Source organism: Rugamonas aquatica (assembly GCF_009380215.1).
Classification (GTDB): Bacteria; Pseudomonadota; Gammaproteobacteria; order Burkholderiales; family Burkholderiaceae_D; genus Rugamonas; species Rugamonas aquatica_B.
Genome location: NZ_WHUG01000003.1, coordinates 627,864 through 652,101, shown reverse-complemented (window position 1 = coordinate 652,101; position 24,238 = coordinate 627,864). Strand labels below are relative to the sequence as shown.

24 protein-coding genes are annotated in these 24,238 nt (G+C 66.4%); 9 read left to right on the top strand and 15 right to left on the bottom strand.

Features of this window, described 5'->3' with window-relative positions; all coding sequences use genetic code 11:
• The first annotated feature begins 109 nt into the window (after positions 1-109).
• From GEV02_RS11005 to GEV02_RS10965, 9 genes are all read left to right on the top strand, one after another.
• Positions 110-778 carry a DUF484 family protein gene (locus GEV02_RS11005; RefSeq protein ID WP_070271462.1) on the top strand — a complete coding sequence of 223 codons (669 nt, stop codon included), beginning with the start codon at positions 110-112 and terminating at the stop codon, positions 776-778.
• Positions 779-789: 11 nt separating this feature from the next.
• Positions 790-1,725, top strand: a complete 936-nt coding sequence (locus tag GEV02_RS11000) for a tyrosine recombinase XerC (RefSeq protein ID WP_152838004.1) — start codon at positions 790-792, stop codon at positions 1,723-1,725.
• Between the two features lie 132 nt (positions 1,726-1,857).
• Positions 1,858-2,922, top strand: coding sequence for a CobW family GTP-binding protein (locus GEV02_RS10995; RefSeq protein WP_152838003.1), 1,065 nt, complete (start codon positions 1,858-1,860; stop codon positions 2,920-2,922).
• An 89-nt stretch (positions 2,923-3,011) separates the two neighbouring features.
• Positions 3,012-3,458: an RNA polymerase-binding protein DksA gene (gene dksA, locus GEV02_RS10990; RefSeq protein ID WP_152838002.1), complete on the top strand. Its 447-nt coding sequence runs from the start codon at positions 3,012-3,014 to the stop codon at positions 3,456-3,458.
• A 55-nt stretch (positions 3,459-3,513) separates the two neighbouring features.
• A complete protein-coding gene (locus GEV02_RS10985; protein WP_152838001.1) occupies positions 3,514-4,863 on the top strand; it encodes an STAS domain-containing protein in 1,350 nt (449 codons plus the stop codon).
• A 70-nt stretch (positions 4,864-4,933) separates the two neighbouring features.
• On the top strand, positions 4,934-5,476 hold the full coding sequence (hslV, locus tag GEV02_RS10980; RefSeq protein ID WP_152838000.1) for an ATP-dependent protease subunit HslV: 543 nt from the start codon (positions 4,934-4,936) through the stop codon (positions 5,474-5,476).
• Positions 5,473-6,813, top strand: a complete 1,341-nt coding sequence (gene hslU, locus GEV02_RS10975) for an ATP-dependent protease ATPase subunit HslU (protein WP_174999051.1) — start codon at positions 5,473-5,475, stop codon at positions 6,811-6,813. Before hslV ends, hslU begins: the two co-directional genes overlap by 4 nt.
• A gap of 12 nt (positions 6,814-6,825) precedes the next feature.
• Positions 6,826-7,032, top strand: a complete 207-nt coding sequence (locus GEV02_RS10970; protein WP_152837999.1) for a hypothetical protein — start codon at positions 6,826-6,828, stop codon at positions 7,030-7,032.
• Between the two features lie 186 nt (positions 7,033-7,218).
• Complete coding sequence (locus tag GEV02_RS10965) at positions 7,219-7,977, top strand: helix-turn-helix domain-containing protein (protein WP_152837998.1); 759 nt, start codon at positions 7,219-7,221, stop codon at positions 7,975-7,977.
• Here the strand turns inward: GEV02_RS10965 and GEV02_RS10960 are convergent.
• The 15 genes from GEV02_RS10960 to GEV02_RS10890 all read right to left on the bottom strand — a co-directional run bounded on the left by GEV02_RS10960 (position 7,967) and on the right by GEV02_RS10890 (position 24,228).
• Positions 7,967-10,219, bottom strand: coding sequence for a patatin-like phospholipase family protein (locus GEV02_RS10960; protein ID WP_152837997.1), 2,253 nt, complete (start codon positions 10,217-10,219; stop codon positions 7,967-7,969). The two genes, GEV02_RS10965 and GEV02_RS10960, sit on opposite strands and share 11 nt — an antisense overlap.
• Positions 10,220-10,228: 9 nt before the next feature.
• Entirely contained in the window at positions 10,229-10,804 is a 576-nt protein-coding gene (locus tag GEV02_RS10955; protein ID WP_152837996.1) for a type II secretion system protein N, read from the bottom strand.
• Between the two features lie 19 nt (positions 10,805-10,823).
• On the bottom strand, positions 10,824-12,044 hold the full coding sequence (gene gspF / locus GEV02_RS10950; RefSeq protein ID WP_152837995.1) for a type II secretion system inner membrane protein GspF: 1,221 nt from the start codon (positions 12,042-12,044) through the stop codon (positions 10,824-10,826).
• A gap of 10 nt (positions 12,045-12,054) precedes the next feature.
• Complete coding sequence (gene gspE / locus GEV02_RS10945) at positions 12,055-13,476, bottom strand: type II secretion system ATPase GspE (RefSeq protein ID WP_152837994.1); 1,422 nt, start codon at positions 13,474-13,476, stop codon at positions 12,055-12,057.
• 1 nt (position 13,477) lies between these two features.
• Positions 13,478-15,724, bottom strand: coding sequence for a type II secretion system secretin GspD (gspD, locus tag GEV02_RS10940; protein ID WP_152837993.1), 2,247 nt, complete (start codon positions 15,722-15,724; stop codon positions 13,478-13,480).
• 21 nt (positions 15,725-15,745) lie between these two features.
• Entirely contained in the window at positions 15,746-16,519 is a 774-nt protein-coding gene (locus GEV02_RS10935) for a type II secretion system protein N (RefSeq protein WP_152837992.1), read from the bottom strand.
• 16 nt (positions 16,520-16,535) lie between these two features.
• Positions 16,536-17,054, bottom strand: coding sequence for a type II secretion system protein GspM (gspM, locus tag GEV02_RS10930; protein ID WP_152837991.1), 519 nt, complete (start codon positions 17,052-17,054; stop codon positions 16,536-16,538).
• Entirely contained in the window at positions 17,051-18,301 is a 1,251-nt protein-coding gene (gspL, locus tag GEV02_RS10925) for a type II secretion system protein GspL (RefSeq protein ID WP_152837990.1), read from the bottom strand. Before gspL ends, gspM begins: the two co-directional genes overlap by 4 nt.
• A gap of 27 nt (positions 18,302-18,328) precedes the next feature.
• Positions 18,329-19,255: a type II secretion system minor pseudopilin GspK gene (gene gspK / locus GEV02_RS10920; protein WP_152837989.1), complete on the bottom strand. Its 927-nt coding sequence runs from the start codon at positions 19,253-19,255 to the stop codon at positions 18,329-18,331.
• Complete coding sequence (locus GEV02_RS10915) at positions 19,255-19,878, bottom strand: PulJ/GspJ family protein (protein ID WP_152837988.1); 624 nt, start codon at positions 19,876-19,878, stop codon at positions 19,255-19,257. Before GEV02_RS10915 ends, gspK begins: the two co-directional genes overlap by 1 nt.
• The gene (gene gspI, locus GEV02_RS10910) at positions 19,875-20,246 is read right to left on the bottom strand and encodes a type II secretion system minor pseudopilin GspI (RefSeq protein WP_070271480.1); all 372 of its coding nucleotides are present in this window, start codon (positions 20,244-20,246) and stop codon (positions 19,875-19,877) included. The genes GEV02_RS10915 and gspI overlap by 4 nt, the downstream gene beginning before the upstream one ends.
• On the bottom strand, positions 20,247-20,714 hold the full coding sequence (locus tag GEV02_RS10905) for a GspH/FimT family pseudopilin (protein WP_008443966.1): 468 nt from the start codon (positions 20,712-20,714) through the stop codon (positions 20,247-20,249).
• Between the two features lie 20 nt (positions 20,715-20,734).
• The gene (gene gspG / locus GEV02_RS10900; RefSeq protein WP_152837987.1) at positions 20,735-21,178 is read right to left on the bottom strand and encodes a type II secretion system major pseudopilin GspG; all 444 of its coding nucleotides are present in this window, start codon (positions 21,176-21,178) and stop codon (positions 20,735-20,737) included.
• A gap of 143 nt (positions 21,179-21,321) precedes the next feature.
• The gene (locus GEV02_RS10895) at positions 21,322-23,451 is read right to left on the bottom strand and encodes an amidohydrolase family protein (protein ID WP_152838088.1); all 2,130 of its coding nucleotides are present in this window, start codon (positions 23,449-23,451) and stop codon (positions 21,322-21,324) included.
• A gap of 21 nt (positions 23,452-23,472) precedes the next feature.
• On the bottom strand, positions 23,473-24,228 hold the full coding sequence (locus tag GEV02_RS10890) for a HesA/MoeB/ThiF family protein (protein WP_152837986.1): 756 nt from the start codon (positions 24,226-24,228) through the stop codon (positions 23,473-23,475).
• Positions 24,229-24,238: the final 10 nt, after the last annotated feature.

Genomic DNA, 24,238 nt, shown 5'->3' with positions numbered 1-24,238 from the left:
CAAGAACTGCCGGCGCTTGGGTTGGGGAATGACGGGCATGGGCAACCATGTCCGTTTTTTTTCGTTTAGAATGACTATGCCTTTCCACCTTCGCAAATAAAGTACCTCAATGACTGTCCCACTGGATCACACCCTCGTCGCGCAATACCTGACCGAACACCCGAATTTCTTCGAAGAGCATGCTGAACTGCTGGGAGAAATCAAACTGGCCAGCCCACTGACGGGACGCGCCGTGTCGCTGCAAGAGCGCCAGATGGAAGTGATGCGCGACAAGTACAAGGCGCTGGAATTGCGCATGAGCAATTTGATGCGCCTGGCTTCGGAAAACGAAGCGATCGCCAACAAGTTCCACCGCTGGACCAAGGTGCTGCTGGAAGCCGAAGATGTGGGTTCCATGCCACACGCGGTGGTCAGCGGCCTGAAGTCGAGTTTTGATGTACCGCAGGCCACGCTGCGCATCTGGGACACCGCGCCGGACTACCTGGGCGAATGGTTCGTCAACGGCGTATCGGAAGATGCGCGCATCTTCGCCAACAGCCTGATGGCGCCGTATTGCGGCACCAACAAGGATTTCGAAGCGGTGCGCTGGCTGGAAGACGCCACCGGCATCACGTCCACCGTCATCATTCCTCTGCGCAAGCCGGGCAACAAGAACGCCTTCGGCCTGCTGATACTGGGCTCGTCCGACCCGGCGCGCTTCACCTCGCTGATGGCCACCGACTTCCTGGTCCACATCGGCGAAACCACCAGCACCGCGCTGGCCTGGCTGCTGGCCTGAGCGACGCCGCCATGAGCGCCGATCCCGACCGCAAGCTGGCCTGGATCGACGCCTACCTGGCCCAGCTGCGCGACCAGCGCCGGCTGTCGCCCCACACCGTCAGCGCCTACGCGCGCGATCTGCAGGAATTGGCCGGGCTGTCCGCCGGCCAGGACTGGCAGCAGCTCGACCATTTCACCATCCGCCGCCTGACTGCCAAGCTGCACGCGCGCGCCCTCGATCCCCGTTCGATCGCCCGCAAGCTGTCCAGCTGGCGCGGCTTTTTCGACTGGCTGGGCGGCCAGACCGCGCTGGCGGCCAACCCGGTGCAGGGCGTGCGCGCCCCCAAGCGCGCCAGGACGCTGCCGCGCGCGCTGTCGGTGGACGACGCCGTGCAGCTGGTGGCGCCGTCGCGGCCGCAGGCCGGCGCCGCCCCCGAGCCGGCCGAGCTGTGCAACCGCGCCATGTTCGAACTGTTGTATTCCAGCGGCCTGCGGGTCTCCGAGCTGGCCGGACTGGACTTGACCGCCGGCAAGGACGCGCTCGGCTGGGTGGCGCTGAACAACCGCGAAGTGGTCGTCACCGGCAAAGGCAACAAGCAGCGCGTGGTGCCGGTCGGCGCCGCCGCGCTCGACGCGCTGGCGGCCTGGATCGCCGTGCGGCCGGCGCCCGCCGACGGCGGCAACGCCCTGTTCCTCAGCACGCGCGGCACGCGGGTCTCGCCACGGGTCATCCAGCAGCGTTTGCAGGCCCATGGCGCGGCCCACGGCGCACCGGTGCATGTGCACCCGCACATGCTGCGCCACTCGTTCGCCTCGCACGTGCTGCAATCGTCCGGCGACCTGCGGGCGGTGCAGGAAATGCTGGGCCATTCCAGCATCAGCTCGACCCAGGTCTACACCGCGCTGGACTTCCAGCATCTTGCCGAGGTGTACGATAAGGCCCATCCGCGCGCCAAGGTGAAGTAACGCACACCCGTACTGACGTTGCTCAATCGGACGAATTGCTAGCCCGGGCCAAATTCCGGCATAATCGGCCGGTTGCATTTCTGCATTTGATCCCCATCTAGGGTTTCCTCCTAGACCAGACTGGTAAGCACCATGGCACTGATACCGACCACCATCCTCACCGGCTTCCTCGGCGCCGGCAAAACCACCCTGCTGAACCGCATCCTGCAGGAACAGCATGGCATGCGTATCGCCGTCATCGAAAACGAGTTTGGCCAGGAAAACATCGACAACGAAATCCTGGTGCAGGACAGCGGCGAACAGATCGTGGAAATGAACAACGGCTGCATCTGCTGCACCGTGCGCGGCGACCTGATCGTTGCCCTCAGCGGCCTGGCGCAGAAGCGCGAAGCCGGCGAACTGCACTTCGACCGCGTCGTCATCGAGACCACCGGCCTGGCCAATCCCGGGCCAGTGGCGCAGACCTTCTTCGTCGACGAGGAAGTGGGCACTCACTACATGCTCGACGCCGTGGTCACGGTGGTGGATGCCCGCCACGCCATGGACCAGCTGGACCAGCACGAGGAAGCCCAGCGCCAGGTCGGCTTCGCCGACAAGCTGCTGCTGTCCAAGACCGACCTGGTCAGCGCCGACGACGTCGCCACGCTGACCGCCCGCCTCAAGCGCATCAACCCGCGCGCACCGGTCAGCACGGCCGATTTCGGCCGCGCACCGCTGTCCGAGGTGCTGGACCTGAAGGGCTTCAACCTGAACGACAAGCTGGAGCTGGACCCGGATTTCCTGGAAACCGACCAGGCCCACGACGACGACCACGTGCATGACGAGCACTGCGGCCACAATCACGACCATGGCCACCACCACGAGGAACACGGCCACAACCACCACCACGCCCACCACAGCGACGATATCGCCGCTTTTGTGTTCAAAAGTACACGCCCGTTCGACACCGCCAAGCTCGACGAGTTCCTCGGCGGCCTGGTGAATGTCTACGGTCCTCGCATGCTGCGCTACAAAGGCGTATTGTTCATGAAAGACGCCGACCGCAAGGTCGTGTTCCAGGGCGTGCACCAGATCATGGGCAGCGACCTGGGCGCCAAATGGGGAGAAAACGACGTTCGAGGCAGCAAAATGGTATTTATCGGTAAAAATCTGCCGAAAGATATCTTTATTAGCGGTTTAGAACAATGTCTGGTATAAACTATCCGGGTTTTGTGGGGATGGCTAAATAGCCACGAAATCCGGGCTGATTAATTGAAAACTCTGTCGTATCGAAGGTAAGCGAAGTTATGACCAAAACTAATAAATCGACCCCCGCAGCCGCCGAGCGCATCCTGACCGAAGAAGAAATTCTGAAGATGGATGAGAAGGATTATATGAATCCGGCGCAAATGGCCTTTTTCAAAGCCAAGCTGCAAGCGCTTGAAAAAGAGCTGTTGAAAAATGCCGGCGAAACCACCGAACACCTGCGCGAAACCGTGCTGGTGCCGGACCCGGCCGACCGCGCCACCATCGAAGAAGAACACGCGCTGGAACTGCGCACCCGCGACCGCGAGCGCAAGCTGCTGAAAAAGGTCCAGCAATCGATCGTTGCCATCGACGGCGGCGACTACGGCTGGTGCGAAGAAACCGGCGAACCGATCGGCATTCCACGCCTGATCGCCCGTCCGACCGCGACGCTGTCGCTGGAAGCGCAGCAACGCCGCGAACTGAAGCAGAAACTGTACGGCGATTAATTCGCGATGACGTTAAAAAAAGCACGCAGCCGCGTGCTTTTTTTTACGGCAAACCATGAGGATCAGCGTGGGACTGTTCTCCATCTTCAAGAAGACCGACGCCCCGGCCACCACCCAGCCCGCCCCGGGCGACGATGACGAGGCCGCGCGGATGGCCGCCAACAGCGAGCTCGAACGCCAGCAACAGCAAGCCCGCCAGCGCGAGATCGCCCGCGCCACCGCGATGAAGATCGACGCCATCGAATCGGCGATGACCTTCGACATTTTCAACGAACCCGAACCGGCCTGGGGCAGCCAGCGCGCCGCCCGGCCCGCCAGACCCAAAGCCGCCGCCCACGCCGACGGCGGCCCCGACACCCAGGCCCAGGCCGACATCCCCACCACCCTGCTGCTGCGCGACGACGACTTGCCGCAGCTGGCCGTGGCCGCCGAAACCGCGCCGGTGGTGGAAGAAATCGCCATCCTGTACGCCAACGGCCAGGCCGCCGTGGCCGAACAGTTGCTCAACGCCAGCCTGGCCGAGGCCAACGGCGACCGCACCGTCTGGTGGATGTTGTTCGACCTCTACCAGGTCGATGGCCAGCGCGACCGCTTCGACAATCTGTCGATCGACTACGCCAGCACCTTCGAAACCTCGCCGCCACCGTGGAACGCGCCGGCCGCGCTGGCCGCCGCCTCGCCCGGCTGGGCCGGCCTGACGCCGACCGAAGCCTTCGCCGGCACGCTGGATGCGCACATCGCCGCCCAGCTGGACCGCCTGCGCCTGGCCGCCGCCGACAGTCCGCTGCTGCGGCTGGAGTTCAGCCGCGTCACGGCGGTCGAGCCCGGCGGCTGCGCGCTGCTGCTCGACACCCTGCGCAAGCTGCAAGCCCAGCAGCGCGAGCTGATCCTGGTGGGCGCCGACGGCCTGGCCGCGCTGATACGCGACGGCATCGCCATCGGCCGCCGCGACGATACCGAGGCGCCGTGGCTGCTGCTGCTGGAACTGCTGCAACTGCTGAACCGCGAGAAGGAATTCGAGGAAACCGGCATGGACTACTGCGTCACCTTCGAAGTGTCGCCGCCCTCTTTCGTGGCGCCGCACAAGGTGGCCACCGCCACGGCGCAGCGGCCGTCGGCGTCGGTATCGGCCGCGCCCGACCGCTTCATGCTGCCGCCGCAACTGGAAGGCCAGCTCGGCCCTTTACTCGGCCAGATCCAGCACTATGCAGATCAGTACCAGACCCTGGTGTTCGACTGCTCGCGCCTGACGCGCATCGACTACGCCTGCGCCAACCAGCTGCACGCCAGCCTGCTACAGTTGGGCAAGAAGATCGAATTCCGCGACGTCAACCACCTGGTGACGGCGCTGCTGCGCCTGCTGGGCTACGCCGACATCGCCCGCATCTACCCGCACAAATACTGAAACTTGTAATTTCCAGGTCCAGCCCCATTTTTCAGTCTTGAGCAGTTCGCGTCATTACTTTGAGGTAACTATGGAACAATTTCACGGCACCACCATCCTGTGCGTACGTCGCGGCAAGCAAGTCGCGCTGGGCGGCGACGGCCAGGTCACGCTGGGCAATATCGTCATGAAGGGCACGGCCCGCAAGGTGCGCAAGGTTTATCAGGGCAAGGTGCTGGTCGGCTTCGCCGGCGGCACCGCCGACGCCTTCACCCTGCTCGACCGCTTCGAAGGCAAGCTGGAAAAACACCAGGGCAACCTGCTGCGCGCCTCGGTCGAGCTGGCCAAGGACTGGCGCACCGACCGCGTGCTGCGCCGCCTGGAGGCGATGCTGCTGGTGGCCGACAGCGAATCGACGCTGGTCATCACCGGCAACGGCGACGTGCTGGAGCCGGAAGACGGCATCGGCGCCATCGGCTCCGGCGGCACCTACGCGCAGTCGGCGGCCAAGGCGCTGGTGGAAAATACGGAACTGTCGCCGTCGGAAATCGTCAAAAAGTCACTGACCATCGCCGGCGAGTTGTGCATCTACACCAATCTGAACCACATCATCGAGACACTGGACCCAGCATGAATATGACCCCGCAGGAAATCGTCGGCGAGCTCGACAAACATGTGGTCGGCCAGGGCAAGGCCAAGAAGGCCGTCGCCATCGCGCTGCGCAACCGCTGGCGCCGCCAGCAGGTGGAAGAGCCGCTGCGCCACGAGATCACGCCGAAAAACATCCTGATGATAGGCCCCACCGGCGTCGGCAAGACCGAGATCGCGCGCCGCCTGGCCAAGCTGGCCGACGCGCCCTTCATCAAGATCGAAGCCACCAAGTTCACCGAGGTCGGCTACGTCGGCCGCGATGTCGACACCATCATCCGCGACCTGATCGACATCGGCGTCAAGCAGACCCGCTCGGCCGAGATGGCCAAGGTGCGCGCGCGCGCCGAGGATGCGGCCGAAGACCGCGTGCTCGACATCCTGCTGCCGCCGGCGCGCGACTTCGGCTTCCACCAGGCCGCGCCGTCGGATGCGCCGAAGGAAGTCGACACCACCCGCCAGACCTTCCGCAAGCGCCTGCGCCAGGGCGAGCTGGACGACAAGGAAATCGAGATCGAGCTGGCCGAGAACGGCCCGCAGATGGAAATCATGGCCCCGCCCGGCATGGAGGAAATGACCGAGCAGATCAAGTCCATGTTCTCCGGCATCGGCGGCAGCCGCAAGAAGGCGCGCAAGGTCAAGATCAAGGAAGCGATGAAGGTGCTGATCGACGAGGAGGCCGCCAAGCTGGTCAACGACGACGAGATGAAACAGAAAGCCATCCAGAACGTCGAGCAGAACGGCATCGTCTTCCTCGACGAGATCGACAAGATCGCCTCGCGCTCGGAAGTGGGCGGCGCCGACGTTTCGCGCGCCGGCGTGCAGCGCGACCTGCTGCCGCTGGTCGAGGGCACGACCGTCAACACCAAGTACGGCATGATCAAGACCGACCACATCCTGTTCATCGCCTCGGGCGCCTTCCACCTGGCCAAGCCGTCGGACCTGATCCCCGAGCTGCAGGGCCGCTTCCCGATCCGGGTTGAACTGGAATCGCTGTCGATCGCCGATTTCGAGCGCATTCTGACCAGCACCGACGCCTGTCTGACCAAGCAGTACGAAGCCTTGCTGGCGACCGAGAACGTCACCATCGCGTTCGCGCCGGAAGGCATCACGCGGCTGGCGGAAATCGCCTACTCGGTCAACGAGCGCACCGAGAACATCGGCGCCCGCCGCCTGTACACGGTGATGGAAAAGCTGCTGGAAGAACTGTCCTTCACGGCCAGCGAAGACAGCGGCAAGGTCATCACCATCGACGCGGCCTACGTGAACGCGCGGCTCGATGCGCTGGCGGTCAACGAAGACCTGTCGCGCTACGTGTTGTAAGGAGGCCGGGGCATGGCAAACAAGGCACTGGCGACGCGGCAGAAGATGACGATGCGCGTCGAACCATCGCAGAAACCGCCGCGCAATCCGGTGGCGCTGGCGGCCAAGGCGCGCGCCGGTGGCGCCGGTCCGCATGCCAAGCCGCAGTCGGTCGACCGCCAGGCGGCCAAGCGCCTGCTGGCCAAGATCAGCCTGAAGCCGGACCCGGAGGAAAAATAACCGTCAGCGGGCGCCGGTAGTGGCGCCCGCTCTAGGGTTATCCGGTGCCATCCCTGCTGCGAGGGACAGCGTGCCCGCAGTGTCCCCCACTTCCGCCCGATGTACCACCCGATTATTCCAGGCTCTGCTTTTCACGCCATCCGGTACCGTGTTACGATACCTTTTGTTTTTTTAGCTAGGCAGGGTATGAGCTCACCGGAATTGCTGCTGCAAGTCTTGCGGACCCAGATGCGGGCCGCCGGCGTCACCTACAAAATGCTGGCCGAACGGATCGCCATGAGCGAATCGAGCGTCAAGCGCATGTTCGGCCAGCAGGATATGTCGCTGTCGCGGCTGGCGCAGATCTGCAAGGCGGCCGGGGTGGCGATGGAGGATGTGCTGCGCGGCGCGGCCGACGCCACGCCGCAGGCGGACGCGCTGACGCTGACGCAGGAAAAATCGCTGCTGGCGCAGCCCCACCTGCTGCTGATGGCGATCTGCTGCCTGGGCCACTGGACGCTGGAGCAGGTGCTGGAAACCTACAACCTGACCGAACCCGAATGCATCCTGCTGCTGGCCGAGCTGGACCGGCTGGGCGTGATCGAACTCAAGCCGATGAACCGCTACCGCCTGCGCGTGTCGAACGCCTTCCGCTGGCTGCCGGACGGCCCGGTGCAGCAATTCTTCCGCGAGCACGCGGTGCACGATTATTTCGGCGGCAGCTTCGACGGCGCCGGCGAAACGCTGCTGTGCCTGCCCGCGCGGCTGTCGCTGCCCAGCGCCGAGGAACTGGTGGGCCGCATCCAGCAACTGGCCGGCGAACTGGCGCGGCTGCACCAGAGCGACCGCAAGCTGGCGCCGCACGAGCGCGACGGCTTCACGCTGCTGGTCGGCTTCCGCTCGTGGGAATTTGCCGCCTTCACCGCGCTGCGCCGCGCGCCGCCTGCACCGCCTGCTACCAGATAGGACCGAGGAACAGATAGGCGCTGCTGTTGCCGCCCTTGGTGGTGCCGGCGCCCAGGTACAGCGGGCCGAAACGCGTATCGACCGCGAAGAAGCCGCTGGCCGCCTGGTGCAGCGAACCCCAGCGCAACGGGCTGGTCGGGCTGTACGCGCCGCCCGCCTCCAGCGAAAAGCCCAGCCGCACATCGCCGCCCAGCGCGGCCGGCATCGCGCCTATGCTGCGCGCCATCACCACCCGTCCCAGCAGGGTGCGGTCGCCGATGATGGATTGCGGCGTCGAACCGGACAGGCGCAGGAAGCCGCCCAGGTTATTCGCCGATCCGCCGCCCTGGCTGCGCGACCATTCCGCATACACATGGCCGGCCCAGCGGTCCACATGGAAGGCTTGCAAGCCCTGCACGCTCTGGCGCGTCGGCACGGCGCCGCTGGAGCCGCTGTGCATCAGGCGCTGCCAGTCCAGCGAGAACAGCGTGCCGCGCGTCGGAAAGGCCACCGTGTCGAGGCTGTCGATATTGAAGCTCAGCTGCTGCACGGTCTGTATCTCGCTGAGCTCGGTGCGGTCTTCCGGTATGCTCTGGTGGAAGACTTGCTTCTCGCGCGACACGCCGTAGCGGATGTCGCCCCAATGGCCCAGCTGGCGCCCCAGCGCCACGCTGCCGCTCTGGCTGTTGTAGGCGTAGCGCGCCTGGCGGAAGCCGCTCTGGTTGAAGATATCGACCGCCGCCGAATTGTATTGCAGCGACGGCGCCACATACCATTGCGAGCCCGCGCCCAGCGGCTGCCAGAACTGCACGCCCAGCGCGCGCTCGGTGCCGACGCGGCCGATGGTGCGCAGCTCGGCGCCCCAGTCGTTCAGCGACGACAGCACATGCATCACCTTCAGCTCGAACGCATTGTTCTCGGTGAAATCGCTGGTCAGCTCCAGGCCCACGCGCAGGCGGCTGCGCGCCCAGTCGGCCTCGGTCGGCTTGATGAGCACGCTGCGGCCATCCTTGTCGTCATGGACTTCGGTTTCCACCCGCGCCAGGTCGCCGCGGCCGAACAGCTGGTTGCCGGCCGCCTGCGCCTGTTCGTTCGTGACCAGCTGCCCGACCTGCAGCCCGGACTGCACTTCCAGTTCCTTCGGATTGATGCGGCCGCTCGGCGCCACCTCCAGCTTGGCCAGCCGCACCGGCTGGTCTATGCCCACCGGCGCCGACAGGCGCTTGACTTCATACGCCGCATACTGCGCCTCCGGCAACGCCAGCTTGACCAGCTGCGCGCTCATCGAGCGCACCGCCGCCTCGCCGGCCTTCATCGCGTGGTCGTGGCGGGCGAAATCGAGGAAGCCGATGCCGCCCAGGTCGGGCGCCAGCAGCACGTCGCTGGGGCGCAGCTCCTTGAGCGAGCGCTGCACGTTCTGTTCGGTCAGGATCTGCAGCATCTGCTGCGCCACGCTGACCGCGCTGATCAGTTCCTTCTCCTGCGCCAGCGGCGTGCCGACGTTGACGGCGATGATGATGTCCGCGCCCATTTCGCGCGCCACGTCGACCGGCAGGTTGCGCACCAGGCCACCGTCCACCAGCAAGCGCTGATTGACCCGCACCGGCGCGAACACGCCCGGCACCGCCAGCGAGGCGCGCATCGCCAGGAACAGCGGCGTATCGTTCAGTTCCACCAGCTCGCCCGTCACCAGGTCCGAGGCCACCGAGCGGAACGGCAGCTGCAGCAGATTGACCGGCTTGTCGCGCGCGCCGTGCGGCAGCACGCGGGTCAGCGCCAGCTCCAGCGCCTCGTTGCCGGCGGCGGCAGGCGGCAGCGAGATGCCATCGAGCTTGGCGCCGAACTCGATACGCGACGGCAGCAGCAAATCCTCTTCGCGGCGGCGATACACCAGCTCATCGCGCGGTGGACGATCCGCCACCACGGAGTTCCAGTCGGTGCGGCGCACCAGCTGCTCAAGCTGTTCGACCGAACTGCCGGCAGCATAGGCGCCGCCGACCACGCTGCCCATGCTGGTGCCGACCACGAAGTCGACCGGCACGCGCAGCTCCTGCAAGGCGCGCAGCACGCCGATATGGGCGAAGCCGCGCGCGCCGCCGCCGGACAGCACCAGCGCGACCTTGGGCCGCGGCTTGATGGAGGCGTCCGGCGCGACCGAGGTGGCGGTGGATGTGGGGGTTTGCGCGGCGGCAGGCAGGCCGATTGCGGCCGCCAACAAAAAACCGCAGCAAAAAGCTGCGGCCAGGGTACGGGGAATGACCATGGGGATGTCCTATTGTGTACGGTCGGAACCGGGACCGGGAGCAATGGTGGTGGACGAAACGCTGGACCGCTGCGGCGGTTGCTGCGGCGGTGGCGGCTGCGAAGGCGGCGCCTGCGGCGGCGCGATCTGCGGCAACGGCTGCTGGCCCGGAGCGCCGGGCAGCAGCGATGGCGGCGGCGCGGCGCTGGCGCCGGTATCGGCGGCCAGCTCCACGCGCTTGAGCGCACCGCCCTCGGACAACACCACATACTTGGCATGCACTTCCTTGACGGTCACGCCCGGCACCACCTCGCGGCCCACGCCCAGCGCCAGCGGCGGCTGGCCGTCGACCACGATGATGGCGGCGCTGTCTTCGCCGCGCGCGGCGATCACGCCCCTGAGCTGGTAGTTGCTGACGGCGGCGACGGTGATCTGGCCGCCGAACAGGCCTTTGGCGGCCTCGATGTTCAAGGGCGCGGCGACCTGCAGCGGCGGCGCGGCGATGGCGCGCTGCTGCGGCTTGAACAACTGCAGCCCCCAGTAAGCCAGCGACGCCGACAACAGCACCACGGCAAGAACGGTAACGACTAATGGCAAACGCTTCATGATTCTCTTGCTTCCTCTGTCAGCGTACCAGCTGATTAATTTCGATGATAGGCATCAGCACCGCCAGCACGATCAGCAGCACCACCACGCCCATCGCCAGGATCAGCGCCGGTTCCAGCAGGCCGGCGATGGTCAGCGTGCGGCGTTCCAGGTCGGCTTCCTGCGCGGCGGCGGCGCGGTCCAGCATGGCCGGCAGCTCGCCGGTGATTTCGCCGGCGCGGATCATGTGGATCAGCATCGGCGGGAAATGCTTTTGCGCCGACAGCGAACGCGCCAGGCTGACGCCCTCGCGCACAGCGTCGCTGGCCTCTTCCACCAGCTCCTGCATGGCGACGTTGGACAGCGTATCGCGGCTGGTCTCCAGCGCGCGCAGGATCGGCACGCCGGAACCGGTGGTGATCGCCAGCGTGCTGGCGAAGCGCGCCGTGTTCAGGCTGCGTTCGAATTTTCCATACAGCGGCGCGGTCAGCAGCCAGGTGTGCCAGCGGCGCTTGAGCACTGGGTTCTGTAACGCCCGGCGCCACATGAACCATGCGCCCACCAGCAGGATCGCCACCACGATGCCGTAGTTGCGCACGAAGTCCGACACCGCCAGCATGACGATGGTCAGGATCGGTAGCTTCTGCTTGGTGTTGGCGAACACCGAGACGATCTGCGGCACCACATAGGTCAGCAGGAAGATCACGATGGAGAACGCCACCACCGTCACGATGGCCGGATAGGTGAAGGCCAGCCGCACCTTCTGGATCAAGGCGTTGCGGCGCTCGATGTAGTCGGCAAGGCGCGACAGCACGCGTGACAGCTGGCCGATCTGCTCACCCGACGCCACCAGCGCGCGGTAGATCTCGGCGAAGTCGCGCGGATGCCGTCCCAGCACGTCGGACAGCGCGGCGCCGCCTATCACTTCGGAGCGGATCGAGGCGATCAGGTCGCGCATGTACGGACGCTCGGCCTGTTCCAGCAAGGCGGTGAAGGCCTGCTCCAGCGGCAGCCCCGCTTCCAGCAGGCTGGCCAGCTGGCGCGTGAACAGCGCCAGTTCGGTGGCGGATAAACGCTCGCCGAAACCGCGGCTCTTGGCCACGCCGGCGGCGTCGACCTGCGCGGCGATGGCGTCCACCTTGAGCGGCACCAGGCCTTGCGTGCGCAGCTCGGAGCGGGCCGAACGCGCGCTGTCGGCATTGAGCACGCCCTTCTTGGTGGCGCCGCCGGCGTCGACGGCTTCATAACGGAATGCGGGCATCGTGGTTCGCCTAGTCTTTGGTCACGCGCAGCAGTTCGGCCTGCGTGGTGACGCCGGCCGCCAGCCAGCGTTCGCCGTCTTCGCGCATGGTCTGCATGCCGCCCGCCACCGCCGCCGTCTTGACTTCGGCCTCGGAAGCGCGGTTGTGGATCTGCGCGCGGATCTGCTCCGTCGTCTGCAGGAATTCGTAGACGCCGACCCGGCCCTGGTAGCCGGTATGGCCGCAATGCTCGCAGCCGACCGCGTGCCACTGCTGGCCGTCGAAGCTCTTGCAGCTGCCGCACAGTTTGCGCACCAGCCGCTGCGCCAGCACGCCCAGCAGCGACGACGACAGCAGGAATGGTTCGATGCCCATGTCCAGCAGCCGCGTGACCGCCGCCGCCGCATCGTTGGTGTGCAGCGTGGCCAGCACCAGGTGGCCGGTCAGCGAAGCCTGCACCGCGATCTGCGCGGTTTCCAGGTCGCGGATCTCGCCGATCATGATGACGTCCGGATCCTGACGCAGGATGGCGCGCAGCGCCTTGGCGAAGGTCATGTCGATGCGCGGGTTGACCTGGGTCTGGCCGACGCCGTTCAAGTCGTACTCGATCGGGTCTTCCACCGTCATGATGTTGGTGGTGGCCGCGTTCAGCAGCGACAACGCGGCGTACAGCGTGGTGGTCTTGCCCGAGCCGGTCGGCCCGGTCACCAGCACGATGCCGTGCGGCTGGTTGATCAGCGCATCGAACTGCGGCAGCATCGCCTCGCTCATGCCCAGGTGGTTCAGGTCCAGCCGGCCCGCCTCCTTGTCCAGCAGACGCAGCACCGCGCGTTCGCCGTGGCCGGTCGGCAGCGTCGACACGCGCACGTCGACCGGCTTGCCGCCGATGCGCAGCGTAATGCGGCCGTCCTGCGGCAGGCGCTTCTCGGCGATGTCCAGCTGCGCCATGATCTTGATACGCGAGATCAGCGAACCGTGGATGGCCTTGCGCGGACGGACCACGTCGCGCAGCGAACCGTCGACGCGGAAGCGCACCACCGAAGTCTGTTCGAACGGTTCGATGTGGATGTCGGAAGCGCTGTCGCGCAGCGCCTGCGTCAGCAGCGCATTAATCATGCGGATCACCGGCGCATCGTCGGACGATTCCAGCAAGTCTTCGATGGCCGGCACGTCCTGCAGCAGCTTGGTCAGATCGAGGTCGGCGTCGAATTCCTCGGCCACCATCGAGGCGTTGCCGCCCGAGCTGGCGTAGGCCGCGGCGATGGCGGTTTCCAGGTCGGCGCGCGGCATGCTTTTCAGCTGGATGCGGCCGAAACGGCGCGACACTTCAGCGATGGCGGCCGGCGCGGTGGCGCCGCAGACCAGCACGTCCACCGTGTGTTCGGCTTCGTCGCTCTGCTGCGCCAGCACCACGAAGTCGCGGGCGAAAGCGTAAGGGAGAAGATTGCTCATATCACTGCTGCTTGGCTGGTTCGGCGGCGCCAGGCTCGCGCGCAGGGATCGGCGCAGGCGGCAGAGGACGCGCCAACGTCACGCCGCCCACCGGCGCGCCATCCTTCAGCGCCGGCAGCGTCGGCTGGCCATAGTCCTTGACCAGGATGCTCTCCGGCGGCTGGATCGCGTCCTGCTGCGCGCGCATGTAGTCGTAGCGGTCGGTCGCCAGCGAGGTGCTCTGCTCCTTGTTGCGGATCACCACGGGGCGCAGGAACACCATCAGATTGGTCTTCTTGCGGCTGCGGGTCTGGTACTTGAACAGATTGCCCAGCACCGGAATGTCGCCCAGGCCGCGCACCTTGTTCACGCCATCGCCTTCGGTGTCTTCGATCAGGCCACCCAGCACGATGATCTGGCCATCGTCGGCGATGACGTTGTTCTCGATCACGCGCTTGTTGATGGTGATGCCGGCGGTCGCCGTCAGCGTGGTCTTGTCGACGCTGGAAGTCTCGTGATAAATCGCCAGCTTGACCGTGCCGCCTTCGGAAATCTGCGGACGCACTTTCAGCGTCAGGCCCACTTCCTTGCGGTCGATGGTCTGGAACGGATTGTTGTTGGTGCCGGAGGTGGTGGTGAACTGGCCGGTCAGCACCGGCACGTTCTGGCCGACCGAGATGGTGGCCAGCTCGTTATCGAGCGTAATCATGTTAGGCGTCGACAGCACGTTGGCGTTGCCGTCCGATTCCAGCGAGCGCGCCAGCGCGCCCAGTCCCAGGCCGCCCGCGACCTGCTTGAACACGCCGATGGTCAGGCCCGCGCCCGGCAGCGCCGGTCCGCTGGTGCTGGCGGTGGACTTGTTGAGCAGCTGGGTCGCCAGCGTGCCGATGTTGTTGCCGCCGGACGAATACGACTGCAGGCCGCCGACGCGGTAGGTGCTGTTCTCGTTGCCGGTCGCGCCGACCCACTGCACGCCGAATTCGGACGCCTTGTCGGACGAGACTTCGACGATCAGCGATTCGATGTAGACCTGCGCGCGGCGCACGTCCAGCATGTCGATCACGGCGCGCAGGTTGCGGTACACCGATTCCGGCGCGGTGATAATCAGGGTGTTGGTGGTGGAATCGGCCTGGATGTAGCCGGCCGTGCCGCCGCCGCCACCCGGCGTCTGGCTGGAGCCGGTCAACAGCGGATTGGTCGGGCCGCTGCTGCTGCCGGCGCCGCTGCTGTTGCCGCCGAAGCCGCCGGTGTTGCTGCTTTGTCCGCCCTGGTTCTGGCCCTGGGTCTGGCCGCCCTGGCCACCGCCGCTGACGCCCGTGGCGTTGGGCGCCGAGGTGTCGCCGGACACCACCGAGCGCAGCGTCTGCGCCAGCTTGGCCGCTTCCGCGTTCTTCAGGTAGACCACGTGGACGTTGCCCAGTTCCTGGGTCGGCTGATCGAGCTTGGCGATCAGCGACTTGGCCAGGTTGGAGCGCGCCGCCGACGGCGCCCGCAGCACCAGCGAATTGGTGCGCGGATCGGCCAGCACGCTGACCTTGCCCGCGTCGCCGGCGCCGGCGCCGGAGTCCATCAGTTTGTTGACCATGGCCGCCAGGTCGCTGGCGATGGCGTAGCGCACCGGGATCACATCGAGGTCGGCGACGGCCGGCGCATCCAGCGCGGCGACGATCTTGGCCAGGCGCTTGACGTTGTCGGCGTAGTCGGTGACGACCACGGTGTTGTTGCCCGGGTTGGCGTTGATGGTGTTGTTCGGCGAGATCAGGGGACGCAGCACCGTCACCACGTTGGCCGCCGACTCATAATTCAGGTGGAAGATCTGGCTGACGATCTGGTCGCCCTTGGCCGAAGCCTGGCTGGCGCCGACCTGGGTCGGCCCGGCCTGCAGCTTGGCGTCCGCTTCCGGCACCACCTTGGCGTAGCCGTCGCCGCTGACCACCGCATAACCCTGCAGGCGCAGCGCGGAAGTGAGCAGGCCGAAGGCTTGCGACTTGGTGACGGGCTTCTCCGACACCACCGTCAGCGTGCCTTTGACGCGCGGGTCGATGACGAAGGTGATGTTGGTGTAGTGGCCGACCGCCTTGATCACCGATTCGATGTCGGCGCCGACGAAGTTCAGCGCGGCGTCGTCGGCCGCGGCGTGGGCAGCAAGCGGCAGCATGGCCAGCAACGGCGTAACGACCGGCGCGACGGTAGCGCAGCACAGCATCGCGCCCGCGCTCAGGCGGCGCAGCGCGGGAAGATTGGATTTGCTCACGGACTGTTTTTTCATTGTCTGAACTTTTATCTGAACTTAGTGGAACTCTAAAGCGATGATGTTGCGGTCACTATTCGGTTTGCGCTGGCCCAGCAAATTCAACAGATTGGCCAGCTGCTCCTCAAATCCTTTTGCTGCCTCGGCCTGCCCGGAAAACTGCAGGCGGCCGTTATTCAGTGTGCCGGTCCCGCTCAACAACAGCGGGCCCTTGGCGGAATTCAGCGTCAGCGCCGCCGACTGGCCGTGCCAGTCCAGCGCCAGCGTGTAGCTGCCCAGCGGACGCAGGGACGACAGCCGCGAAGCCATGTCCGTCATCTCCAGCGTGGTGCGGCCGTTGATGGCCGCCTGGCGGTCGACCAGCGCCACTTCCAGCGCGGTCCACGACAGCCGCATCGTGCCGCTGGGCGCCACGGTGTTCAGCGGCGCGCCCAGTCCGGCCAGGCCCTCGGCCGGCAGCAGCAGCGCCGATGGACTGAGCTGCCATTGCGACCAGCTGCCCTTGAAGGTCAGCGGCTGCGCCAGCGCTTCGCTGTTCTCCAGCTGCAGATCGACCATGCCGATCAGCGCCAGCGGCGAAATCTTCCAGCTGAAACGGCCCGGCAGCAGCGGCGTCACCGGGCTGTTGCCGCTGGCGGCGCCGCCGATAAAGGCCGAGCCGCGCCACAGCGTACCTTGCGCGTCTCCCAGCGTCAAACGGCCGCCCGTGCGCTGCTCCACCAGTGAGCCCAGCCACGTCGCCGGGAAGAACACCGCCAGCGTCAGGGCCACGCTCAGCGCGATGGTCAGCAACCATAGCACGGCGCGCTTCATGGACAGCCTTTTTGCATCATTGGCCGCCCGCATTCTGACGCAGCGTCAGCGTGGCGTTGACCATGCCGGCGGTATCCTGCGCGCTGATGTTCGCTTCCGACACGGCGATGCGGCTTTCGGTGCGGATCGCGTCCAGCCAGGCGATCAGGCCCGGGAAGGGCACGCCGTTCAGCTGCAGCTTGGCGTATTCGCCGGTGACAGCCACCGATTGCGCCGTCAAGCCGCGCGCGGTCAGGCCGGCGTTGAGCATCTCGCGCGTCATCGGCGCCGGGGCGATGGTGTTCTGGCCGCGCAGCGCGGCCGCTTCCAGTCCCAGCGCCTGCAACTCGGCCGCCTGCTGGCGCAGTTCCGGCAGCGACTTGCGCAGCTTGGCGCCGCCGTCCAGCGCCGGTGCGATCAGCAGCGAATAAAACAGCGCCACGCCCAGCACGGCGCCGCCGACGCCGAGGAACTTGCGCTCCTGCTCCGTGCGTTCGATCCAGAAGGCCGAGGCGCGGCCGCGATAGTCTTGTAGCGTTTGGGTCAGCTTGTTCATGATTTTCCTCCGCCCGCGCCGTTCAGCGGACGTATTTGCCAGGTGCCTGGCGTCGCTTCCGACAGGTCCAGCTTGCGCGCCGCCAGCGCGGTGCGCAGCTGCGCCAGCGTGCCCGCGTCGACGGTGTTGGGCTTGACCTTGATCTGCAGTGCGCGCTCGCGATACTCCAGCGTGGCGATGATGTCCTTGCGCGGCAACACGCCCAGCGCTTCGCCGAAGGCGGCGCTCAGCGCGGTGAATTCATCGGCCGACGGCTGGCCGCCGTCGGCCTTGGCAAGCGAGATATTCTTGCGCATCTGCGCGGCCGGGTCGAGTATCACCGCCTCTTTCGGATAGGCGGCCTTGAAGGTCTGCAGCATCGACAGGCTGATGGCGGAGGCCTCGCGCTTGAGGCGCAGCCATTCGATGTTCAGGCCCGCCACATTGACCAGCAGCGCCAGCACGGCGATGCGCAGCGGCCAGCGCCAGCGCTGCCACTGGCGCGCGTTGGCGCCGCTGGCGCCCAGCGCCGGCGCCAGGTCCAGCCCCGCCGTGCGCGAGGCGGCCACCCAGTGCGCCCAGTGGTCTTCCATCAGTGTGATTCCATGTCCAGCTTCGATGCCGGCCACCAGCGGCGCGAACTGCGCCATCTGCGCCGGCGCCAGGTACAGCGTGACCGGCTCGTCGCCCGCCATCGCCCGCAGCGTCTGCAACGCGGCCTGCGGTTGCGCCGGCAGCGTCAGGCCCAGGCCCATGGTCTGCGACTGGCGCAGTATCAGTTCGAAACCGCTGTCGCCGGTGCTCAGCGCGGCCGAGACGGAGCCCGGCTGGAACGGCAGGCACAGTTGCGCCGGCAGCACCGAGACGTTGTGCGCGCCCTGCGCCAGCAGCGCCTTGACCAGCACCTCGATCCAGCTGCGCTGCACCACCGCCACCGTGCGGCCGCCTTCGGCGTCGGCAGCGCCGGCCGCCAGCACGCAGTCGGCCGGGTCGCCCAGCACCTGTTCTTCCACCAGCGCCGGCAGCGCGGCCTTCAGGCGCGCGGCCGACAAGGGCGGCGCCACCACGCGCAGCAGGGTGACGTCGGCGGCGGCCAGCAGCAGCACCACGCGCCGCGACGAGGCCACCAGGTCCGCCAGGTTACCCAGCGCGGAGGCGCCCTGTTGCAGCAGATTGCCGCCATCGCCCACCAGCGCGAACGGGCAGGTCTGGGCCGCGCCGCTGTCGACGCTGGCCTTGGCCGGATAGCGGATAAGTAGTGTAGTCAAAGGGTCTCGCTTTCGTTCATAGCTGTTCTAGTTTTCCCGTATCCAAACCACCGACGTGATGCCGTTCCCCGCCCGCTCCAGCAGCGACTGCGTGTCCAGCGCCGCGCGGTCCAGCCTCACCCGGCTGTAGGCCAGGAAGAAGTTGCTATTGACGTCGTAATCCGTCAATGCCGTCACCCCGGCCGGCAGACTCGTATCGAAGGTCGGCTTATCGCGGTAGTAGGCGCGCTTGCGCGTGTTCACTATCGCCGCCGCATCCGACATCGACATCTTGTCCATCATCGCCGACATCAACTCGGCCGACACGGTATTCGCGTTCAACTTCGTGCGCTTGGGCAGGACGATGACGAAGTCGCGCAGCTTCTCTATCGTTTGCGGCGTAAAGCCGCTCACCGCCAGCAAGTCTTCGACCCGCATCAGGCCAATCACCTTCGCCGGCACGCTCTGCTGCCCCAGCTGCTGCGGCTGCGCATCCGCCACCTGCCTGGCCACCGCCTGCGCCAGCGATGAATCGAGCCGCAGATTGGTCAGCAGGCGTTCGAACAGCATCACTTCCCTCGGCGTCGGCTGCCCCTTGTCAGCCAAATTGGCAAGATTGTAACGCGACTGCGCGTCTATCATCCTGCCGGACAGGGTGGCGTTGAAATTTTCCGCCTCGGCGCGTTCGCGTTCGATGTAGTCGTCCAGCCGCGTTTCTTCCAGCGGCATGGCCCAGATACCGCCCAGCTGCGTGTACGCCTGATTCTGCGTGTCGATATAGTCCTGGAACAGCACCAGCCGGCTCAAATCCAGCGCGCCGCGCACGATCCAGCGGGTTTGCAGCTGCAAGCGCTGGTTCTCCATCGAGCGCACCTGCACCTGCTGCTGCCAGAACAGGCTGGCGACAATCGTCACCGCCAGCGTCGTCAGAAGCAGCGCCGTGACGACGGCCACGCCACCCTGGCGCCGCCGCATCACAGCGCCCCCAGCAGGAAGGATTTCGTCATCGGCACTTCCTGACCGTCGAGCACCATCGACACCTCAAGGCCGCTGGGCGCACCGGCGGCCGGTGTCGCCATCACTCCGGCTGCCTGCACCCAGCCCTGGTTCGTCCAGAAGCGCATCACCATACGCTGCACGCCCGACTGCAACGCCACGCTGGCGGCCGGATCGATATCGCTGTTGGCCGCTTCCCACAGCGCGTCCAGCTGCGCCAGGTCGCGCGTGCCGGCCGATTCGCGCCGCGTCAGCACGCCGTCGCGCACGCGGTAGGACACCACCTGCAAGCGCGTGGCGTCGTTCTCGGCCAGCACCACGCGCATCAGCGTGATGCGGTTGTCTTCGGCGCGCAGCAGCGGGCGGGTGCCGATCAGCGATTGCGGCGCCAGGTTGGCGCTGTCGCTTTGCAGCTGCGCGAAGGCCAGTTGCAGGCCGCGCGTCTGCTCCATCTGCGCGGTCAGCGCACCGCGTGAGCGGATGATGCCGTCCAATCCGCGCCAGCCCAGCACCGCGACGATGGCGAGGATGGAAATCGCCACCAGCAGTTCGATCAGCGTGAAGCCGCGTGCGCGGCGCCATCGGTGCAAGCGGCGCGTCATTGATTCAGTACCAGTTGGACCAGCTTGATGATGCGGCGCTCCGGCGCGGCCTGGTCGTAGACGCTGACCTCCACCCGGCGGAAGCGCGGGTTGGGGCTGGCGATCACTTCCTCTTCGCACATCAGCTTCATGTCGCCCTGCGGGCATTCGAAGGTCTGCTTGCCGACCGCCGGGAACTGGCGCGTCAGGCGCAGCTGCACCAGCCGGTTCTCGGCCGACCAGGTGGCCATCATGGCGCTGCGCAAACCGCTGCTGTTGGACGCCAGGCTGCCGACCGCGCGCAGCGACGCGCCCAGCGCGGTGCCGACGATGACCAGCGCCACCAGCACTTCCAGCAAGGTAAAGCCGCGTTGTCGGGATGTGCGCATCTAGTCCACCGTGAAATGGCCGATGCCGTCGGCGCGGATGGCGACGCTGGCGTCGCCGCCGCTGAGGGTCAGCACGAAGGGTTTGTCGACCGGCTCGCGGCCGAAGACGATGCGCAGGTTGGCCGACGGCACGCTGGGCGGAGGATCCAGCATCAGCGTGACGGGGGCGTGCTTGAATTCGCGTTCGCGCAGCAGGTCGTCCTGCACCACCAGGTCCCATTGCTTGTCGTTGCGGATCAGGAAGCGGTAGCCGTCCGTGCCCGCCTCGAAGGCGATCTGGCGGTTGCGCACGATGGCCTCGTCGCGCGCCAGTTGCAACAGCAGCGCGACGCGCTGCGCATCCTCACGCAGGAACTGCTGCTGGCCCGGCAGCGCATTGAGCGACACCAGCCCCAGCGTGATGCCCAGGATGACCATCACCACCAGCAGTTCGATCAGCGTGAAGCCACGCCCGCGGCCGGCGCGCATGAGCCGTGGTCCCCGTGCGATCAGTTGTCCCAGGAGCCGATGTCGGCGTCATCGCCGGTGCCGCCCGGGGCGCCGTCGGCGCCGTAGGAGAACACGTCGACCTCGCCCTTGATGCCGGGCGACAGGAACTGATATGGATTGCCCCAAGGGTCTTTCGGCATTTTTTCCAGGTAGCCGCCGGCTTTCCAGCCGTTGGCGGCCGGGCCGGCGGTCGGCTTGGTCAGCAGCGCCTGCAGGCCCTGCTCGGTGGTCGGGTAGCGCTGGTTATCGAGTTTGTACAGCTTCAGCGCCTGCATCACGGTGGCGATATCGACCTTGGCGGCGGCGACTTTCGACTCGCCGGTGCGGCTGAGCAGCTTGGGCACGACCAGCGCGGCCAGCACGCCCATGATGACCACCACCACCATAATTTCAATCAGCGTAAAGCCGCGCGCGGCGCGACGGGGGATGGAGAGTTTTTTCATATTCGATAACAAATTAAAGTGAGTGCAGAGTATAAGGCCGAATCGGTGCCAGCGACACCCCAATACGATTTTTGCGCCGGGAGGCTTAACCAGGGCTTAACCGGGCGCTCCGCACGCCCGGCTTTTACCGCGTTTTACTTGGCTTAGTCGCGCTGGCGGGCGGTGGCGTCGATGCGGCGCAGCGCGCCGTCGTTGCCGCCGCCATCGATCTCCGCCACGGCAGAGGTTCTGGCGGCCTGCGGCGCATCCTTGACGAACGGTGCGATGCCCAGCGCGGCGTCGATCTCCTGCGGATAGATGACGTAACCGCGCGTGATGACCGCCGACACCTTGCGCAGGTCGGCGATATCCCTGGTCGGGTCGCCGTCCACCAGCACCAGGTCGGCCAGCTTGCCGGCCACGATGCTGCCGCGCTCATTGCTGGTGCGGGTGTAGCGGGCGCCGTTGCGGGTGGCCACCTGCAAGGCCTGGGCCGGCGTCAGGCCGGCCTTGACCAGCAGCGCCAGTTCCGAATGCAGCGTGAAGCCCGGGATGTCGTCGGTGCCGGCGACGATGGGCACGCCGGCCTTGTACATGATGCCGACGAATTCCACCATCTTGGCGTAGGACTTCTGGTAGCGCTTGAGCGTGGCGTCGCCCTCGATCTTCATCGCGCCGACGGCGAAGCTGCGCGCCACGTCCGGCGGCATGTTGGCGGCGAAGGCGGCGTACGGCAGGTTGATGTCGCCGTCCTTCTGCTGGATGAAGGCGAAGGCCGACATGGTCGGGTCGATCGAGATCTGCTTCTTCGCCAGGCCGGCGACGAAGTCCTTGAACGGCTTGGACTTGAAGTCCATGTCGGCGACTTTTTCGGCCGGCAGCAGGAAGCGGTTCAGGTTGCGGGTTTCGGTGTCCGGTTTGACCAGGAAGTTCAGCAGCACCTGGTTGATGTGCTGGATTTCGTCGTAGCCGGCGTCCAGCGCCTCCTGCGCGCGCAGGCCGGCCGGGATGTGGCCGGACACGCGCATGCCGCGGCTGTGGGCATAGGCCACGGTATCCTTCAGGATGGCTTTCGGGAAGGAGTTGTAGATCTTCAGCTGCGGATAGCCGCGCTGCGCGTACCAGTCCACCGCGTCCTTGGCGCCCTGCAGATCCTTGACGATGAAGCCGTTATTGGCGCTGAACGGGCTCTCGCCTTCGAGGAAGCCGGCCGGCACCACCTGCGGCGCCAGCAGCTTGCCGGCGGCGGTTTCGTCCAGCATCGCCTGCAGCTGCTTGTTGTCGTTGCCCATGTCGCGCACGCTGGTCACGCCGGTCGACATGTTCAATGCGCCGGACCAGCGGTCGACGTGGCCGTGCATGTCGAACAGGCCAGGCAGCACGATGCGGCCGCCGGCGTCGATGGTGTTGTCGGCGCCGCGCGACGGCGAGCCGGCCGGCACCACGGCGGTGATGCGGCCGCGCAGCATGTAGATGTCGGATGGCGCGCCGACGGTGGCCTTGTCGCTGTCGAACACGCGGGCGTTGCGCACCAGGGTCACGCCGGTCAGCGGATGCTGCAGCTTGGCGGCCAGGCTTTCCAGCATCTTGCTCTCGGCCTGCTTCTGACGCGCGGCCAGCGCCGGGGCGGCGCCCTGCCAGCCGTCTTCCAGCATGCTGGCGAAGCCGGGGATGATGACGCCGAACAGCCGTGGCGCGGAACCGGAGGTGGCCCAGTAGAACGCCGGCGACAGGCCGACGCCGGTCTGCGCCACCAGTTGCACGGTTTGTTTGGCGCCGGTGGCGCTGCTGATTTCCAGCGTATCGAGCACGGTCTGCGACAGCGTGCCCGATGGCAGCAGCGCCAGCTTGTGCTCCGGCGCGGCGGCCAGCGCGGTGATGTAGGCCGAGACGATTTCAAAGGAGCTGTTGAGCGGCAGGTAGCCGGCCGGGCCGCTGACGGCCTTCTTGCCCTGCTCCGAGGTGGACTTCCACTCGGCCTGGCCGCCCTTGCGTTCGAAGCGCTCGTCGACCACGGCGCCGAAGGTGGAGTTACCCTTGACGCTGTATTCGGTCATCAGGCCATCGGCGCCCATGCGGAACTGCTCGGTGAGCTCCGGGCCGCGGCCGTTGTTCTTGTAGATGAAGCGCACCTTGGTCAGGCCATCGTCCTGATGCTCGGCCACCTGCTCGCCGATCTGCTTGCCGTTTTCGGCGATGATCAGGTACTTGGTGGTGGTGGCTGCCTGCGCAGCGAAGGCCGCGGCCAATGCCAGCGGCAGTACAGCATATCGTTTCATCGACCAGCGTTTCATCAACAAGACCGTCTCCTCGGATTAGTATTTTTTCGTCGCGCAGACCGGGCAATCGCCGTTGCGCCCCACCGCTATGCTGGTCCACTCCATGTGCAGACCGTCCAACATCAACAGGCGCCCGGCCAGCGAGGCGCCCACGCCCATCAGCAGCTTGAGCGCTTCCGCCGCCTGCATGGCGCCCACCACGCCCACCAGCGGCGCGAACACGCCCATGGTGGAACAGGCCACATCTTCAAACTGCTGGTCCTGCGGGAACAGGCAGGAATAGCAGGGCTGCGCGCCGCCGCGCGGATCGAACACGCTGATCTGGCCGTCGAAGCGTATCACCGCGCCGGACACCAGCGGCTTGCCCAGCGCGACGCAGGCGCGGTTGACGGCGTGGCGGGTGGCGAAGTTGTCGGTGCAGTCGAGCACCACGTCGGCCTGCGCCACCAGTTCGGCCAGGCGGGCGTCGTCCACGCGTTCGTTCAGCGCGGTGACGGCGATGTCGGGATTGATCTGCTGCAGCGTGATGCGCGCCGATGCGGCCTTGGACTGGCCGACCCGCTCCGTGGTGTGGGCGATCTGGCGTTGCAGGTTGGTGAGGTCGACGGTGTCGTTGTCGACCAGCGTGATGTGGCCGACGCCGGCCGAGGCCAGGTACATGGCGGCCGGCGAACCGAGGCCGCCGGCGCCGATCACCAGCGCATGCGCGGCCAGCAGCTTTTGCTGGCCTTCGATGCCGATTTCGTCGAGCAGGATATGGCGCGAATAGCGCAGCAGTTGCGAGTCGTTCATCGTCCTGGGC

Coding starts and splice junctions, on each gene's coding strand:
- GEV02_RS11005 (WP_070271462.1), top strand. CDS start 110: ATGACTGTCCCACTGGATCACACCCTCGTCGCGCAATACCTGACCGAA.
- GEV02_RS11000 (WP_152838004.1), top strand. CDS start 790: ATGAGCGCCGATCCCGACCGCAAGCTGGCCTGGATCGACGCCTACCTG.
- GEV02_RS10995 (WP_152838003.1), top strand. CDS start 1,858: ATGGCACTGATACCGACCACCATCCTCACCGGCTTCCTCGGCGCCGGC.
- dksA (WP_152838002.1), top strand. CDS start 3,012: ATGACCAAAACTAATAAATCGACCCCCGCAGCCGCCGAGCGCATCCTG.
- GEV02_RS10985 (WP_152838001.1), top strand. CDS start 3,514: ATGAGGATCAGCGTGGGACTGTTCTCCATCTTCAAGAAGACCGACGCC.
- hslV (WP_152838000.1), top strand. CDS start 4,934: ATGGAACAATTTCACGGCACCACCATCCTGTGCGTACGTCGCGGCAAG.
- hslU (WP_174999051.1), top strand. CDS start 5,473: ATGAATATGACCCCGCAGGAAATCGTCGGCGAGCTCGACAAACATGTG.
- GEV02_RS10970 (WP_152837999.1), top strand. CDS start 6,826: ATGGCAAACAAGGCACTGGCGACGCGGCAGAAGATGACGATGCGCGTC.
- GEV02_RS10965 (WP_152837998.1), top strand. CDS start 7,219: ATGAGCTCACCGGAATTGCTGCTGCAAGTCTTGCGGACCCAGATGCGG.
- GEV02_RS10960 (WP_152837997.1), bottom strand. CDS start 10,219: ATGGTCATTCCCCGTACCCTGGCCGCAGCTTTTTGCTGCGGTTTTTTG.
- GEV02_RS10955 (WP_152837996.1), bottom strand. CDS start 10,804: ATGAAGCGTTTGCCATTAGTCGTTACCGTTCTTGCCGTGGTGCTGTTG.
- gspF (WP_152837995.1), bottom strand. CDS start 12,044: ATGCCCGCATTCCGTTATGAAGCCGTCGACGCCGGCGGCGCCACCAAG.
- gspE (WP_152837994.1), bottom strand. CDS start 13,476: ATGAGCAATCTTCTCCCTTACGCTTTCGCCCGCGACTTCGTGGTGCTG.
- gspD (WP_152837993.1), bottom strand. CDS start 15,724: ATGAAAAAACAGTCCGTGAGCAAATCCAATCTTCCCGCGCTGCGCCGC.
- GEV02_RS10935 (WP_152837992.1), bottom strand. CDS start 16,519: ATGAAGCGCGCCGTGCTATGGTTGCTGACCATCGCGCTGAGCGTGGCC.
- gspM (WP_152837991.1), bottom strand. CDS start 17,054: ATGAACAAGCTGACCCAAACGCTACAAGACTATCGCGGCCGCGCCTCG.
- gspK (WP_152837989.1), bottom strand. CDS start 19,255: ATGCGGCGGCGCCAGGGTGGCGTGGCCGTCGTCACGGCGCTGCTTCTG.
- GEV02_RS10915 (WP_152837988.1), bottom strand. CDS start 19,878: ATGACGCGCCGCTTGCACCGATGGCGCCGCGCACGCGGCTTCACGCTG.
- gspI (WP_070271480.1), bottom strand. CDS start 20,246: ATGCGCACATCCCGACAACGCGGCTTTACCTTGCTGGAAGTGCTGGTG.
- GEV02_RS10905 (WP_008443966.1), bottom strand. CDS start 20,714: ATGCGCGCCGGCCGCGGGCGTGGCTTCACGCTGATCGAACTGCTGGTG.
- gspG (WP_152837987.1), bottom strand. CDS start 21,178: ATGAAAAAACTCTCCATCCCCCGTCGCGCCGCGCGCGGCTTTACGCTG.
- GEV02_RS10895 (WP_152838088.1), bottom strand. CDS start 23,451: ATGAAACGCTGGTCGATGAAACGATATGCTGTACTGCCGCTGGCATTG.
- GEV02_RS10890 (WP_152837986.1), bottom strand. CDS start 24,228: ATGAACGACTCGCAACTGCTGCGCTATTCGCGCCATATCCTGCTCGAC.